This is a genomic window from Teredinibacter franksiae, assembly GCF_014218805.1.
Classification (GTDB): domain Bacteria; phylum Pseudomonadota; class Gammaproteobacteria; order Pseudomonadales; family Cellvibrionaceae; genus Teredinibacter; species Teredinibacter franksiae.
Map to the genome: position 1 here is coordinate 3,823,651 of NZ_JACJUV010000001.1, position 16,482 is coordinate 3,840,132.

Sequence of the window (16,482 nt, forward strand, 5' to 3'; positions counted from 1 at the left end):
TCTGGCCGCCAAACGAAGTTTTTGCGTTCACTGCCGCACAGGCAGCTTAGAAAAAAAGCCGTAAGTGGTGAAAGTATTTTTGCCCGTTCACTGCCGCACAGGCAGCTTAGAAATGCGAGCGTTGTTACTGCCCATCCCGATTTGAGTTCACTGCCGCACAGGCAGCTTAGAAAAGTGGTTCGAATACCTCGTTAGGAAATAGCGCGTTCACTGCCGCACAGGCAGCTTATAAATTCCTCATACTGAAGCATATCAAAAGCTTGATGTTCACTGCCGCACAGGCAGCTTAGAAACATCATGGATAACATGTATCTCGATACATTTTGTTCACTGCCGCACAGGCAGCTTAGAAAACGCACTTGGCGCTAATTCGCGCGCCAGTCCGGTTCACTGCCGCACAGGCAGCTTAGAAAAGCCCGGTTAGATCGTCCTGAATAACCATTTCGTTCACTGCCGCACAGGCAGCTTAGAAATAGTTACAGATCGTCTAGTCAGATCGATATTGGTTCACTGCCGCACAGGCAGCTTAGAAAGTTATGCCTGTGGCCTGTACGGTCTTAACGTTGTTCACTGCCGCACAGGCAGCTTAGAAAGTACCCGGAATGATCGACCACTTTTAAAAAAAGTTCACTGCCGCACAGGCAGCTTAGAAAGCAGGAAAATGGGACGAAACTATGGAAAAAATGTTCACTGCCGCACAGGCAGCTTAGAAATAGGTGACGGTGATGGCGGTAATGCAACAGCAGTTCACTGCCGCACAGGCAGCTTAGAAATTGAACCCCATCGTGCCGAGTGTGATACCAAAGTTCACTGCCGCACAGGCAGCTTAGAAAGCAACGGGCGCAGCATCCACGATTGTAGACGGGTTCACTGCCGCACAGGCAGCTTAGAAATAACGCGAGTATTGAATTCGTATCGATTGATGGTTCACTGCCGCACAGGCAGCTTAGAAATGTTAATGTCATCATTGTCCTTCTCCAAAAAAGTTCACTGCCGCACAGGCAGCTTAGAAAGTACCCGCACGCGAAAATCAATCTTTCGGAGTGTTCACTGCCGCACAGGCAGCTTAGAAATCAACCAGTGCATACTCGCCTAGCTGGATGTCGTTCACTGCCGCACAGGCAGCTTAGAAAGAAAACTGCATTTTAGTGCGTATAAATGAAGAGTTCACTGCCGCACAGGCAGCTTAGAAACCAGGACGGGACGCCACTGACCCGGAGCGGGTGTTCACTGCCGCACAGGCAGCTTAGAAAGCAGGTAGAAGCGTGGTCGGGGACACGTTTATGTTCACTGCCGCACAGGCAGCTTAGAAAATTGACGCGGCTACACTCGACCGTTTTTGTATGTTCACTGCCGCACAGGCAGCTTAGAAAATATCCACACGCGAAAATCAATCTTTCGGAGTGTTCACTGCCGCACAGGCAGCTTAGAAACCTAAAATCGCGCAATAATCGCCGTTTGGCAAGTTCACTGCCGCACAGGCAGCTTAGAAAATCACCAAAATCAACGCCCTGACCCACTAACAGTTCACTGCTGCACAGGCACCCATCTTCAAAAAAGTGCACCACCTATGCTCAAACTACTTGATTTGTGGCTTCTAGGGATATCGATTGCTTCCCTGAGCGGGGCATAGCTCGTTCCTTGAGGTTTTTCATGCTGTGATAATACACAGTAGTATTTGCTGGGTTTAAGTGTTTTTGGTGTTGTTAGGGCCACAGTGTTACCTGTGGCTTGGGAGAGAATCACATAATGCCTAAACAGGCTTAATCGCCTCTATAGTGGCCGAAAGCACACAATCCGCCAAACGGCTACCCTCCATCCAGTCACTAATGTACTCCTTACTTTCATCCTTGGGTTTTATGACAACATCCAAAAACCCGGCCTCTTTAAGCATTAGCTCAATCGCTTTAACGGTGGATGCGCCGGTTGTACAGTCGGCATAAAGAGCCATATCATCTTTCAGATACTGAGGTATTTCTGCGCTAGTAACGATGTCCGATATCGCCAGGCGGCCACCAGGCTTGAGTACGCGGTAGGCTTCGTCAAACACCTTGGTTTTTTCTGGGGAAAGGTTGATTACACAGTTGGAGATAATAACGTCTACAGAAGCATCTGCCACGGGTAGGTTTTCGATTTCGCCCAAACGAAATTCCACATTCGCTTGACCGGCCTCTTCGGCGATGGCACGGGCCTTGCTGATCATCGATGGAGTCATATCCACCCCAATTACCTTGCCGGTTTCACCCACTTCTTCAACTGCAAGAAAACTATCGAATCCAGCGCCGGCGCCCAGGTCCAGCACTGTTTCGCCGGCCCTTAAAGAAGCGATGGCTCTGGGGTTGCCGCAACCCAGGCCTAGATTGGAATCTTCGGGTACCCGGTTTACTTCGTCATCGGAATAACCGATTTCTACGGAACGTGCTTTCGCAGTAGTGGCGGTATTACCGCAGCAGGCGTTCTTTGAAGTACAACAACCGGCCAGCTCACCTTCGGCAATTTTTCCGTAAAGTTCGCGAACCGATTGGCGAATTGTATCGTTGGCTACTTGAGTCATAATCGTTTCCTAAAAAGTGTGTTTACATTGGTTACACTCTTAAAGACGCAGTTATAGCGAAAAAGACGCAGTGTTTACGGGAAATGACACAACTGAAAAATAATATGCGACCAAGCGGCGGCTTTTACGTCTATACCTTTGTGGGTCGAGAAAAAAGCCCGGCAATTGAGAACCAGAGAAAATTTACACCTATGACCAATGCTTGTGACGATCTAGCCGAAGCCTTTAAACGCACAGAAGACCGACTGCGTGGCTACCTACGTAAACGCTTGCCGCAAGACAGTCAGGTAGACGATGTGCTACAAGATGTATTACTTAAGGCCCTGGAATCACTTTATAAGGGCCAAACCATTGACAACCACTACGGCTGGCTGCAGGTGGCAACACGTACCACCCTTGCGGACTATTATCGAGCACGTAAATCTCACGAAACATTGGATGACACTATACCCGAACAACTTGGCGACGATCTGGACCGCCATCAGGAACTTTCCTCTTGCCTTAGTCCCATGATCGAGCAATTACCCGATCATTATCGCAACACCCTTCGTGCATTGGACCTTCAAGGTAAAAAACAACAGGAATTGGCGAACACCGAGGGAGTTTCCGTTTCAGCAATCAAAAGCCGCGCTTCGAGGGGAAGGAAATTACTAAAACAGCAGCTGATGGACTGCTGTCATATTTCAATAGAAAATGGCCTGGTGAGTGATTTTTACAAACGAGAGGCTTGCGGGTGCAAGGAGCGCTAACGCCATAAAATTATGCGTGAACGGTCCATGCGTCTGAATATTTCCCCCACGCCTCTGGTTACCAGCACCCCTAGCTGTACATTGACCAAAATTATCAAACGCGATGCTTCGTGAAATTTCGCGAAAAATAGGACAGGGTATAAATAGAGCAGGCAGTTTGAGAAAAAGTACAGCGGAATAGTTAGTAGATTTGTAGGCTAGGTTTTTTTGGTCGTCGTCATCTGTTTTTTGAGTGGCCGATAAGAGTTTTGATAGTAGCGTTATCGATAGCAGCCAACCCTCTATTCCTGCAAATAAACCCTGTTTATGCATTCACAGGGTTTACCTACCGGGAGTGGTCTCCACGGTAAGGCGTACTGGTGGTTTACCAAAGCATTAACGTGAAAAACGGCGATTTCTCCGCTAGATGGGTGTACGCACATCAGTTTTATGGCCTTTTCCGCCAAAGCCTGCATGTATCGGTTTTTATTTGGCCCGGTTGGTGATAAAAAGCCCCCACCTGTTTGTAGTTTGAAATCTCGCTTCTTAGCCTCTCAGAATAGTGTTCCATCCAAGTTGCTTCTTGTATTTAGTGTATTTTTTAAAAATGAAAGTGTACCTATGGAGCCATAAAAATAACGATTTGGAGAACCATCAAAATGCACAAAAAATTTATTCATGTTTGCTTAGCCTTTTTCATCGAGCAACGCTTGTGATTTAAACCGGCGCTGACCAACATGGATGTTGGAAATGCAGGTTTTGCAGGAGCAAAAACCTGTCCAGAAGCGTCCTGTACATTGATCTTCGGCGTTTGCCATACGGGCAATGGGCTCGTTTAAGGCCCACATCCAGCGGCTGATATTGGCCAGTTCAAGCCGCCATTGATCCAGCTTTTCTTTAACAGCAAGCCATTGGGCCTCGTCGAGCGGTTCACTTTTTGCAAACTTCTGAGTTAAGAGGGTGCCCTTGTAAAGCTTGTGCCAGCGTTCGCATACTTCTAGGTCCGTTAGGCTTTGGGCTTCAGCCATATTGATGTGTAGCACCACATGGTGGTGGTTGCTTATTACGGAATAGGCACAGACATCAATACAGAAGACTTCTCCTAGGAACAGAATACGGTCTTCAACCCATTGACGGCAAGTGGTAGTGTAGGTGCCCGAGTAAGGATATCCGAGTGAAAATACCAGTAGGGTATCGGGGCTGATCCGTTAATTCTAGACGCAACTAGGTTTGGCATCGGAAGAGTTGTAGACGGAATGCAGACCTCTGGTGGAGAGGGCTTCACTGTTAAGGTTGATAGTACCTACCGAAATGAAACCCATTGACAGATTTTCCCCACGCTTTATCTTTATCAAGAAATCATCAAAAAATGTCGTTCAAATGACTTGCAAGTTTTTTTAGTCGCCCAATAAGGTAGACGTTGAAAAACAAAAGCGCAAGATAAACGTGTATTCAGACAAGTAAATATGCCTGCGCTTGTGTAATTTTACACACCGTACATTTACTAAGAGTCGTGTGTAACGTGTCAATAAGTTAGAGCTTGTTTTTATTCTCGTTACCCTGGCAATTGAAGGATTGCCGACATTTTTGTGGAGGATACTGCAATGAAAGAGCATCTTGGAAGCGTGGTCGGTTTTGCTTTGGGTGGTTTGGCAGGGAATAACGCTCATGGGGCTGGCTTCTTGAGTGCTGCCTTAAAACATCATGTCACGCCTAAGCTAATCACCTGTACTTCTGGCCAAATTTACTGGGTTTACAAATATCTCAAGGCTTTATGTGGCGATATACCAGAAGATGCATTGAGAAAAGAATATACCCGCGATGACAAGCCTCTAAATCAATCGGTATTGGCATGGATCGAGCTATTCAAAATGGGGTTAAGTGGGAAAGAAAACAAATTTCGTCCTGTTTATCCTCATGAAATGGCCTTGGACTTTTTCGACAACTGGTCCAGTGCGATCGTTAAATACCTTCGAGATCTATCCGAAGGCAATGCTAATATTGTGCCTCTTCATACCGATTTGTTTAAAGTACTCCCTTCGCGAACACTAGTTTCGACGTTTCCAGACATTTTTTTTGATGATATTGCAAATACATTTCTAACCAATGACGAAATAGGCCTTTGTTTCAACTGTTATGATCCAAAGCGGGGTATCGAAATTGTGTATTGCAATGAGCTGGCTAGAACCCTAATTGGTGTTGATTATGGTGCGGGTAAAGAGCAGAGAGTGAACACTGTTTATTTGCCTATTACGGCCAATGCCGTGCGTGAGGGGTTGTGGTTGTATGAGTACGGCAGGCCGGGCAAGCTACGAGCGATAGATGGCGCTTATTACCGTGGGGTGATGCTCAGTGAACTAAAATCTGTCGACAAAATATATGTCGCTCGTCCGATAAATTATCAATGGATTGGCGAGTACCCAACGGACAAATATGGGTTGATGGATCTAAAAACGGAAGTGAATTTTAATGGCGCTTATGTTGGCGAAAAAGATAAGATTATGCTGATAAATAAGTTGGTTAAAAAGGGAGATTTACCCGAAAGCCAATATCACACTATTAAATTAATTGAACTCGAGATGCAGGAGCAAAGGGGCTACTTCGGCTATGTAAAAGAGTCTTTAAAAGTATTTGATAAGGCCTGCGAGCAGGCAGAATGGGAATTTTCGCCGCAAGGGGCTCATCCTACTCCCTTAAAGTCTGAACTAAAGCACCGCCCGTACACGCACTAACGCTTTGTTGTGGTCAGTTTTAGCTTATTGATAAATGCAAGAAGCCCCGGGCAGCAATGGCTGGGGTTTTTCTATTTCAATGTTTGGTTTAGGGCGAATGTAGCTGTTTGATCTCGGCATCGTGTCTTTTGGTATTCCTTTGTTGTGTATAAACAGGTGCGCCAGAAAAAAGTGAAGCCAACAATAGTAACCTGCTGCCGCTATAGGATTTGCTATTCATTGTGACGCCAGTTTCTACTCACTTGCTTTGCTCACCCTTGCTCTCCAAAGCCTCTAACGAGGACATTTAAAATGACATCCACGCCGTGGCTGTATACCACAGTAAACGGTGCATGAAATACTTTTCTAAAAATGCAAAACCAAGGCGATTTGGTTGCGCACCTTTAAGCTGAAAATCTTATCGGGCAGGAAGCGAATAATCAGCAAGCCTATTCGAGTGTTCTACGACAACTATTTTGTCCGGTCGGCGTATCAAAGCCACGGAGAAACGCGGGGTGTGCTCAACTAGAGGTACATGACTGTAGGGCTCAGAAGCCAATGAAAGATGGAGTGTGGCTTCTGAGCCCATCTATTGCTTTCGCGGGGGCGATACATGGCCCATTCATTAAAAGACTTTATAGATTGTAATGCTCGGTGGTATCTTGTCGAATTAAAAATGCTTACAATGGCGTCAAAATATATCTGAAAATTTAGCGGCCCTAGGACCTATTCATTATGAGTCATGGGCGATCCAGAATTGATCAATAGATTATCTGGAATACTGATGTAAGTTTGATGAAAATCTTCGTCCATAATGAGTCCCGAAAATTGGGTTACGATTTTTGTATTACCCTCGTAAATGTGAAGTGACACTCCACGCCCCATACCACCTGATTCAATAACAAAATAGTGATAGTTGTCTCGACTAAACGAAAAGTAATTTTCATGGACTCGACCTGTCTGCTTCTGAAAATTTTTGAATGGTTTTTCTTGGGTCGCCATATTCTCCAGCTCAATAGTATTCGTAGTGCCATATCGATAAATTAGTGCACTGTTATCCATTCGTAAGCAAAGTGATACCAATTTTGGGGTGGCCTCCAGTTTATATGCGGTTCCGTCTTTAGGGCTAACATTAGCATTTTTCATTCTTGCAGTGAGATACACGTTTTCGCCTGTACGACAAAGGTGTGCTACTGGTGATTCTGGTAATTGTGCGCTGGGTTCGGTGTTGGAATTATATGGTATGGTGACAGCTTTCAGTTTTTCGGCAACAGGCTTGGTTGCATTCACATCAGAGATCGGTTGTTCTTTTTGGCAGGCACATGTAATTACGGCTGCCAGAACAGCAAGTCCTGTTTTTGTTGATTTCATAGGGGTTCTCTACTGATTTTTTGGGGGAACATAGAAGGTGGGCGATAAAACCAGTTCTACTATGGCAGTTTTCGGTAGGCGCTCTAAAGCGACAAATCATGAAATGTCAGCTTTTATACCTTGATGATCGACGTTCCAGTCTATTTTTAGTGCGGAAAAAACGCCATTTTTTTCTGTTGATGGAAATGGTTTTCATGATTATAGGCCCGCAAGGACTGTGGTATAAAGGTCAATTCACCCGAATACTGTATTCAGGTGAATTGATTTATTTTGTCTAACCTTGCTCACCGTTTTACCTGATTATTTACTGTGAGTGTCACCAAATGTTCACAATTTTTCTAGTGATAAAGTCGATAGATTTCTGAATATCTTTCAAACATTGTTGTCATTTATTAACGGAGGCGGGTGGAGTACATCCACAGACAGACATTTTTCCTGGCTCTGTAGTTGCCCAGTTGCCACTCCAAGTCACTTTGGCTAACCGGGTTGGGCACTTTCTTTTTGCGTCGTTATTGTTCCAAATAGGACCAACGGGAATGTCCGCACCAGCCGTAGTACCACAAGCGGACATTTTCCCCGCTTTTGTCGTTACCCATTGACCGTTCCAGGTTAAGCCGGAGCACACTGCGGGGCACTTGGACTGCGCATCACTGTTGCTCCAAATGGGCCCAGCATTAATGTCGACAGCTAACGCATTGCCGCTTATGGCAAGGGTAATGGTTGCAGGGAGCAAAATTCTAAAAATAAAATTCATTCAAAAATAACCTCTCGGTAGTAGGGTGCTTGGTTGAGAATACTCACTTTGTTGTCGCAGACTATTCACTATAAGTGCTCGCTTTCTGGTTCTTCGCTGAAAAGGCTTGTGCCTAAAAGCAACTGTATACGATTTCGATAATCAGTTATTTAAAGGGGTGGATCAACAAGTACAAGTGTAGTCGAGTCCGTTGCTACTACACGCGCTTTGGATTGCCTGTGAAACTCCGAAAGTGTAGCGCGTTTTGCAAGTTTAGAGTCGAATGCTCTATTTATCGGCTTTGTTTGGTCTCGCACAACTATGACCTCAATTTGTTCATTTTCGCTTTCATTTGTGTATCACAATACCGGCGCTAGGCTTAACAATAGCTGAATATCTCAACCAGCTACGCCATCGTAGGCCCTATAGATAGCCATTACAGGGTAGGCTAGGCGCATACGTGCATACAGAATGCCTCACCTAGGTACACACGTTGTACCGTCACTATTTGGCCTCTTTTATACAAGTGCCGCCAACCCCTATCATCTTATATACAAGAGTCCGCCGCGTCATGGTTTCATCACCCGCTTACTATGGGATAGATAGCCCGCATTAGCGGTTTTTTTCCGAAAAATGGTGGTTTTGGCGAAACCCACACTTGAGCTTCCATTGCGGCGACCCGTGCTCGCTAAAGCAGTGGTGTGCTAACCACGATAATAGTCCACCAGAATAAACACACTCAAATTCGCGTAGAACACTGAACACAAGTGGTACTTGGTTACTCGATGAGCTGGAGCTGCATTGTTTTACGATTTGCCAATCTCGATTGCGATATAACGGATCCGATACATAAATTACCTCGCAACCCAAACCACGCTCTACTATCCGGGGCGGGGGTGAAAGGGTACAAGGTGCGTTTTTTGTTGCGATGAAAGTAATCTATTGGCGTGAAATCCTAAGCCCTAGTAACCGGGTTTCAATTCTTTTAAATAGACAGCAAGGGTTTCCGATGATTGGGTACGGTTAGGCAAATTTGGAGGCGTAGGAAAAAGTAAGACCGAGTCCAAGCCAGTATTAACTGGGAGTTGGTTTCTCCCCATGCGTCCGCACAAAGAGAAATTGTTGTTTCCGGTGCGCGTGCATTACATCGTATTCAGGTAAGTACTAAAGACCACTTTTGTGGAATCCAAAGAAAGCTTAGATGCGTTATAGTTTAAAATCAATGTGTTATCAGTATTCCGCCTTCTGGGTTTCACCGAAAGCTGAACATGGCGGTATTGAATTTAAAAAGATAGCGGCCATAGTACACGCTCTGGCCTACAGGAAAATGATTTGGCGCACCATATTCATTCAAACGAGGTAAAACAAAACGCAAGAGTATGGAAGAGTTATGTGTTGCGTAACAACGTTGTAAACAAAAAACTGATTACTAGTGATAAGCTAGGAGAAGACACGCTTAAGCGATTTGCTATCTACCCAGGAATGGTTGCGCAAAAAAATAGCAACGGTTTTGCCGGAATGAAGTAATCCTATGCCGGACCAACACTATCAAAAATGCAATAAGTAGATTGGTAACGCTATTTTTATAATGAATGGCGCCATCCGATAACCTGCGGTACATTGAGGGCGGACCGCTTCAACCTTTTATAAGGTAGTTCCGTTGGCAATGATTGTTGAGTAATGGCACCCAAAATTCACTTTCTAGGGGAGGCGGTGCGAATGGTTACCCACTATAAACAACCCCTGAAATACCGTAACAATTAGCGCTATTCCTTTCACCATGGAATTCTTGAACTGGTGCCATTTATTCTATCTCTCGTATAATTGAAAATTCGCTAGTGTAGACCACGTTTTTTGCGACGTAGGAAACCTTCCGTTTGAGAGGCCTTAATGGCAGAGCAGCTCCAATCCTTGATAGAATAAGTGGGTTTCATGAGTACTACGTGCGATGCATTGGCCCGATGAGCACATCCAATAATAATAGATACCAATAAAATCTCACGTTTTACCTTCTTTAAATAGATTTATAAAAACCGGTAAAGGAATATGAATAAAAACGTATCACGGCTCACTACGGGTCTATTGGCCTTCGCACTCGCTTTGGTTGCACATGCTGAACCAGACCCAAATTTCCACATCTACCTCGCCTTGGGTCAGTCTAATATGCAAGGTGCCGCACATATGCCGGATGAGCTCATCCAGCATCCCCGCGTTCAAGTTCTGCAAAGCGAAAACTGCTCCGAACACAACCATGGCTACGGCTACTGGCGAGATCATTTCCAGCCTGTTTCCCGCTGTAAATCTGGCGACCGTCCAAAACCAGATGGCAGCTCTGGCCCTATTGGCCTTAGCCCTGTTGATACTTTCGCTACCATCTTGGCTAACGCAGCAGACCCAAATGTAACTATAGGCTTAGTGGGTACTGCCTACGGTGGTTCCAAGATTGAAGCCCATCTACCTAATTGCGCTGATTACGGCGCCTGTGCTCCGCCTTATGGCAGCGTTAATGGCGCGCCAGTTGTCAGCGGCACCACGCCGCTTTACCAATGGACATTAGAGTTGGCAAAACAAGCGCAAGAAGTAGGCGTTATCAAGGGTTTTATCTTTCATCATGGAGAAAGTAACGCAGGCCAACAGGTCTGGGTAAATCATGTAGAAAGCTACGTAAGCAGTTTGCGTCGCGATTTAGACCTTAATCCAGACGAAGTTCCTTTTATTGCCGGTGAATTACCTCGCACTGGTTGTTGTTCTGGCCATAACGTTTTGGTTAGACAGCTACCTAACGTTATTGAGAACGCACACTGGGTATCTTCTGGCCCAATGCCGGACGGCACAGTTCTGGGCGACCGCGGCGATGGTTTGCACTGGAGTACTTTCTCTGTAGTCGAAATGGGCAAGCGTTATGCGGCAAAAATGCTGGAGCTCAATGGTAGTTCCAGCCCTAGCAGCTCATCAAGCAGCAGTAGTTCGTCATCGAGCAGTGGCAACAGTACAGTGTTTGAACTGGAAGCGCTCTCAGGTGCCAGTAGCTTTTCTCCATTCTCCGTACAAAATGACGGTAGTGCTTCTGGAGGTCAATTCATCGTTTGGCCAGATAATGGTAACGATATGTTAAGCGCCGCATCAAACAGCGCCATAGGGCAAATTCAAATTCCGTTCTCTCTCTCGCAAACGGCTGACGTTACCTTTCATATTCAGGTAAATATGAGCAACGCCAATAACGACTCCTTTTATTACAAACTGGATAACGGCGCCTGGAGTACGCAGAACAACGAAGCAACGTCTGGCTGGAGGGTTTTAACACCCGCAAGTTACTACAGTGTTTCTGCCGGTACACATAGCCTTAGTATTCTCCGTAGAGAAGATGGCACAAAGCTGGATTATATAAGCCTTACTCCCTCCACAGGCGTGTTAACTTTTGGCAGCAGTTCGAGTAGCTCCAGCTCTTCGAGTAGCTCCAGCTCTTCGAGTAGCTCCAGCTCTTCGAGTAGTTCTAGCTCTTCGAGTAGTTCTAGCGGCGGTAACGAAAATTGTATAGGTGTAGCCGTATATCCAAACTGGACAGCAAAAGACTGGGAAGGCGGAAATTACAACCACGCCAACGCCGGAGACCAAATGCAGTATGAGGGCAAGCGGTATCAAGCAAACTGGTACACTAACACTGTTCCAGGCAGTGATTACTCCTGGACCCTGCTTGGTAATTGCGGTGCTAGCGCCAAATAATTCCTACCCCAGTGTGATGTAAGGGTAGTATTCACATTAGAAAGCTGGGCGATTTAACCTTTAAAAATGCTGGTCACTAATTGTAGCGGCCAGCAGCTTACCTACTCGATTATCGAGAACGTTGAGAAATTCATAACTTCGAAGCTTAACGGTTTACGCTTACCACCCAAGAAAAAAATGAGTTTCCACTTAAGGTTAGGTAAGTGTTTGCATCTTATAAACCGTTGTAATCCTAAGCCCGCTCTTTAGCAGCGTTGCAGATGCCAGTAAATCCGTGTTTGAAGGTGGTATTCAATAGCTCTCTGATTCAAGAATTTGCACTGCAATTGCTAAATGAACGCATACTTGCATGTAAAAACTAGGGAGGGCAGAGCTCCTTCTGTCGCAACTTTACCCATTTTGACTGTGACTTTTCCGCAACCAAAAAATAGCCAACCCACTATTACTCTAAATAAAGCTCAACTACTTCTTTCTTCGCGGATACCACAAAAGTAAAAAGAATATTTCCCCTGTGAATGTCTGATAGATAAAGAACATCCTTGTGCATTTTACCCAGCACTGAAAAGTTGTTGGTGCTTAAGTTATATGACCATAATTGATTTTCGCGATTAATTGCGTAAATCATATTATCACTTAAGACAAACTTTTTTTGGTTAATCCCTTGTCCATACAATTCTTTTATAAGCAGATCTTCCACGATACCAGGGCGCCAGAATTGTTTCATCTTATCCATGTAGATAATTTGGCCGTCATCCGTTTTTTGCGCCCATTTAACATCCTTATTGTTGATGACTTCTATGTCTCTTCCAATTAGATTTACTTCGGCAAGCGTGTCTACGCCATCTATTCTTAACAAGAGTAGTGCGGTGTTGGTTTCGCTATCCCACTGAAACAATTGGCGGACCGCATAGGGTAGTAAATAGTTCTTTTCACTGCCGTCGAGAAAAACCTGTGTAATACTACTGTTGGCGTTAACCAAAAGGCTTTGGCCATCCGCTGCCCAGTTTAACCCGTGTATAAAAGTATCCATCGGAAACTGGCTAACTTTTCTTAATTCGTTTTCGCCGCTAAGCCATATCTGCGCGTCACCAGAACGGGTAGAGTTAAACGCAATCAAATTACCGCCGGGTTGATACGCCGCATCCGCTTCCCGCGAGATCGACCGAGCGATACTTGGATAGGCTTCGTTAACCGTGTCTAATGGCAGCGTATTGGCTACGGGAGGCGGGTTTAGTGTAGATGATGCAATGTCGGTATCGAAGCGACCTTTTATCGCAAGCGCTCGCTTTCCATTGGGATGGAATTTAGGCGTACTCATGGGTTCGTCTAAGGGTAAATCAATTTTCGCAACCTGACCGGTGTAAGACAAGGTGAACAGTTGTCGGCCCGTGCTAAAAATAAGCTGTTTTTCTAAGGAGGAAAAGTTAGGGCCAATATTTCGATCTTTGGGCACTTCGTCTGGGTAGTCTATCGGGTGGCTAGATATGACTTTTCCGTTGGGTGTCAGCAGGTCCAAATAATGTTGATTGTCTTCATGTCGGCTGGTTGTCGCGATGAGCCTTTCGCTAATCGAGTAATCAAAAATACCTAAAGCTCTATCGTCGGGGGCGTATAGCACCTCACTTGTATTGCTATTTGTTGAATACTTGATTAGCCGCCAGCGGTTGGACACCTTTTGCATCAATGCAATATTACTATTGTCTAGCCAAACGGGCTTTTTAATTGTAGAGCTTTGACAACGTAATAGCACATTCGGTGATTGTGGGCGTTGTAAAGCTTTCTGGAAATCCACATGCATCAAGTTATAGCACGCGTCTTTTTTTTCGGGTTTTGTGCAATCTTGTGTGGCGATAAAGACTAGGTTTTTGCCGTCTGGAGACAAACTATGGCGGCCGTATGAGCCCCAGTTTTCGGTTAACAGCACCTCTTTCTCGGTATGAATATTTCGCGCCCAAAGGCTGTTAGCACACATTTTTTCGAGATAACGACTAAAAATAATAAACTGACCATCTGCAGAATAAGTGGGGGAAAACTCCTTATTATCTGTAGCGGTGATGGCTTGTAATTTGTAAAAGGTGAGTTGAGTGCTGTGTGCTGGTAGATAGAAGCTAGTTGCAAGTCCTCCTAAGGCAAGTAGTAATACAATTGCCGCCAGTGGGACTAAATAGCGCTTTCTAATTCTATGGCGTTGTGTGGAATTTTTCGTCGTGTGATTCAGGCGAGTTGTCGCGTTTTGGGAAGATATGTTCCTTTCTTGTTGCGCGGGTGTCTCTAGGGCGACTGACTCGTCGTCTGACCAAGTAACTTCACTCTCTAGGCTATAACCCTGCTTGGCATGCGTTTTTATATGCAATTGTGTCTTTCGGTCGTCACCTAAAATCTTTCTAAGTTGAGCGATGCTTCTTTGCAATGTGTTGGGCGTAACGAGGGTATCGGGCCAGATTTGGTCCAGTAGCTCATCTTGGCTCACCACTTTGCGGGGGTGTTTCGCAAGATACGTTAAAACTGCCAGTGCTTTTGGCGCGATGGTGTGCGTTTGTTCATTAAGGGAGATTTGATTCCTAGATAAATCGACAAAAAAGTCACCCACCCAATAACGTGAAAACATCGATGTACTTACCCTTAAGTGAGTTGCCAGTGAATTGTATTAAAGCGTAATAGCCTGAGACTAACATAGCTTCGAATTAAAAATAAGGCTAAGGCCTTAAGTGATTGATAAATAAACGATTTTTGTCGTCAGAGCAACGTCATCCAAAAGTCATAAGAACGTCAGGAGTTTTACAGCCCGTTAGTTTAGATTGACCGCGTGACCCGCTAGATATACCCGTTATAACCCCACAGGCTTAGCCCAAATGAATAGATACTTAGTGTTGATTGTGTTGTCTCTTGCTGTTTTTTCAGTTTTTTCAGATTTTGTAGGTGCCGAGGTAGGTGAGCGGCAGTTATACGAAATGCCTAGAACGCAGGTTATACCTATTCAAGACTCCCAATTTGATCGGCAGTATGAACTCTATATCAAGCTGCCAGAGGGGTATGACGAGAACAGCAAAAAAGAATACCCGGTAATCTATTTTACGGATGCTGTTTGGCATATCGATATGTTATCCGCTTGCACGGAATACCTGATGAAAGACGTTGTTTTGGTTGGGATATCCTGGCAGAAGGACATCAACGGAGACTTAATGAAAGAGCGCGGGGCGCATGTAAGTAGATTTCGAGATTATTCAATACGGAAGTCCTCTAACCTAGAGCGACAAGCCAAATATCAATTTGGGCAGGCCAACCATCATCTAAATTTTATTCGTAACGATGTGATTAAGTATGTCGAAAACAGCTACAGAATCGATCCCAATAACCGCACATATTTTGGGTATTCAATGGGCGGAAAATTTGGTGCCTATATATTGCTAACGCAACCTGAAACCTTTAAAAACTATATTTTTGGTAGTCCTTCGCTTAAAGGCGAATTTTCCATTATTTCCGAGCTTACATCGAATACGGTGCCAAAAAGAAAACCGTTTAATGCCAATGTTTTTGTGTCCTATGGCTCAGAAGAGAAGGTGTTGGGCGAGTATGTCGATAAATTCATAGGAATACTCAGAGCTAAAAACGATAAGAATTTGTACTTAATGCATGTGGTGGTAGAGGGCGATCATCAGGCTGCGTTTCCTATGACTGGCGTACGCAGTATATCTTGGTTATCAGGATTAACAATGGATAAGGAATAAACCATGAACCGTATTTGCATTTTTCCATTGCTTTTTATTCTGGTTGTGAGTAGCAGTAGTTATAGCCAAAATGGACTTTCAAACCTGAAAGGCCCGTACTTAGGCCAAAAACCACCAGGTTTAACGCCTGAACCTTTTGCTCCAGGTATTGTCACGACAGAAAACTGGGAATACGGAGGTACCTTCACGCCCGATTTGAATGAATTCTACTTTATTCGAGAAGTCGGAGCGGGTGACAAAAAAAGAAAAATGGAATTTGTTGTTATAAAAAATATTAACAGTAAATGGCACATTTCCGTTGTATCACCAAGAGTGGGGCAACCCGTTATTTCACCCGATGGTAAGACCATGCATTTGGGTAAGAAGTATAAAAATCGCACTAAGGACGGGTGGTCGGAGATAAAAAGACTTGGCTCTCCTTTTGATGAAATCCGCATCATGCGCCTTACCGCTTCGTCTATAGGCACCTATGTTTTTGATGAGGTTTCTAAGGATGGCGATGGTGTGCTGCGTTATTCACGATTAGTGGGCGGCAAGCGTGAAGCGCCAAAAGCGCTTGGTGAAAAGATTAACGCAGGAAGATGGAATGCTCATCCATTTATTGCACCCGATGAATCCTACATTATCTGGGATGGCAGAAGAGAGGGTGGCTATGGAAGTTCTGATATTTATATCAGTTTTCGGCAGAAAGATGGTTCATGGGGGGATGCGATTAACTTGGGAGACAACATAAACACCGAATCTTGGGAGGCGGCTGCAAGTGTCACTCCGGATGGGAAGTATCTTTTTTTCAACAGAAAGATGGACACAGAAAAAAATGGAAATGTAGACATGTTCTGGGTGGACGCGAAATATTTGGACACGCTAAGGCTTAAATAGTAGTCCCATACCAAACGTATTCATGAAAATAGAAACAGCTGCGACGAGGCGGAGT

The 16,482-nt window shown here is 44.9% G+C and carries 10 protein-coding genes, 3 pseudogenes and 1 CRISPR repeat array (1 of these 14 only partly in view); of the genes and pseudogenes, 7 read left to right on the forward strand and 6 right to left on the reverse strand.

The features are described 5' to 3' along the window. Positions 1 to 1,493: a CRISPR direct-repeat array (repeat unit 28 nt; unit sequence GTTCACTGCCGCACAGGCAGCTTAGAAA) (it extends 2,795 nt beyond the left edge of the window). 260 nt (positions 1,494 to 1,753) lie between these two features. Continuing rightward, positions 1,754 to 2,554, reverse strand: a complete 801-nt coding sequence (locus H5336_RS16075; protein WP_185235260.1) for an arsenite methyltransferase — start codon at positions 2,552 to 2,554, stop codon at positions 1,754 to 1,756. Positions 2,555 to 2,637: 83 nt separating this feature from the next. Between H5336_RS16075 and H5336_RS16080 the strand changes: the two genes are divergently transcribed. After that, entirely contained in the window at positions 2,638 to 3,303 is a 666-nt protein-coding gene (locus H5336_RS16080) for a sigma-70 family RNA polymerase sigma factor (RefSeq protein WP_185235261.1), read from the forward strand. A 427-nt stretch (positions 3,304 to 3,730) separates the two neighbouring features. Here the strand turns inward: H5336_RS16080 and H5336_RS23870 are convergent, their stop codons facing one another. Next, a complete protein-coding gene (locus H5336_RS23870) occupies positions 3,731 to 3,853 on the reverse strand; it encodes a hypothetical protein (protein ID WP_185235262.1) in 123 nt (40 codons plus the stop codon). Positions 3,854 to 3,974: 121 nt separating this feature from the next. Next, positions 3,975 to 4,469: pseudogene (locus tag H5336_RS16090) on the reverse strand (hypothetical protein); the annotation flags it as partial. Between the two features lie 417 nt (positions 4,470 to 4,886). On the opposite strand from H5336_RS16090, the gene H5336_RS16095 reads away from it, so the two are divergent. Then, the gene (locus H5336_RS16095; protein WP_185235263.1) at positions 4,887 to 6,014 is read left to right on the forward strand and encodes a hypothetical protein; all 1,128 of its coding nucleotides are present in this window, start codon (positions 4,887 to 4,889) and stop codon (positions 6,012 to 6,014) included. 705 nt (positions 6,015 to 6,719) lie between these two features. On the opposite strand, the gene H5336_RS16100 is transcribed toward H5336_RS16095, so the two are convergent. Both H5336_RS16100 and H5336_RS16105 read right to left on the reverse strand, forming a co-directional pair. Continuing rightward, positions 6,720 to 7,364, reverse strand: a complete 645-nt coding sequence (locus H5336_RS16100; protein ID WP_185235264.1) for a hypothetical protein — start codon at positions 7,362 to 7,364, stop codon at positions 6,720 to 6,722. 385 nt (positions 7,365 to 7,749) lie between these two features. Then, complete coding sequence (locus tag H5336_RS16105) at positions 7,750 to 8,118, reverse strand: mannan-binding protein (RefSeq protein ID WP_185235265.1); 369 nt, start codon at positions 8,116 to 8,118, stop codon at positions 7,750 to 7,752. Between the two features lie 1,311 nt (positions 8,119 to 9,429). Between H5336_RS16105 and H5336_RS16110 the strand changes: the two genes are divergently transcribed. The 3 genes and pseudogenes from H5336_RS16110 to H5336_RS23880 form a co-directional block, all read left to right on the forward strand. Beyond that, on the forward strand, positions 9,430 to 9,624 hold the full coding sequence (locus H5336_RS16110; protein WP_185235266.1) for a hypothetical protein: 195 nt from the start codon (positions 9,430 to 9,432) through the stop codon (positions 9,622 to 9,624). Between the two features lie 519 nt (positions 9,625 to 10,143). Next, positions 10,144 to 11,004 (forward strand): annotated as a pseudogene (locus H5336_RS23875) (sialate O-acetylesterase); the annotation flags it as partial. A 513-nt stretch (positions 11,005 to 11,517) separates the two neighbouring features. Beyond that, positions 11,518 to 11,811 (forward strand): annotated as a pseudogene (locus H5336_RS23880) (cellulose-binding domain-containing protein); the annotation flags it as partial. 451 nt (positions 11,812 to 12,262) lie between these two features. Here the strand turns inward: H5336_RS23880 and H5336_RS16120 are convergent. Then, positions 12,263 to 14,428, reverse strand: a complete 2,166-nt coding sequence (locus tag H5336_RS16120; protein ID WP_185235268.1) for a winged helix-turn-helix domain-containing protein — start codon at positions 14,426 to 14,428, stop codon at positions 12,263 to 12,265. Between the two features lie 244 nt (positions 14,429 to 14,672). Here H5336_RS16120 and H5336_RS16125 point away from each other — a divergent pair, with 244 nt between their 5' ends. Continuing rightward, entirely contained in the window at positions 14,673 to 15,548 is an 876-nt protein-coding gene (locus H5336_RS16125) for an alpha/beta hydrolase (protein WP_185235269.1), read from the forward strand. Positions 15,549 to 15,551: 3 nt separating this feature from the next. Next, entirely contained in the window at positions 15,552 to 16,427 is an 876-nt protein-coding gene (locus tag H5336_RS16130; protein ID WP_185235270.1) for a TolB family protein, read from the forward strand. Positions 16,428 to 16,482 lie beyond the last annotated feature (55 nt).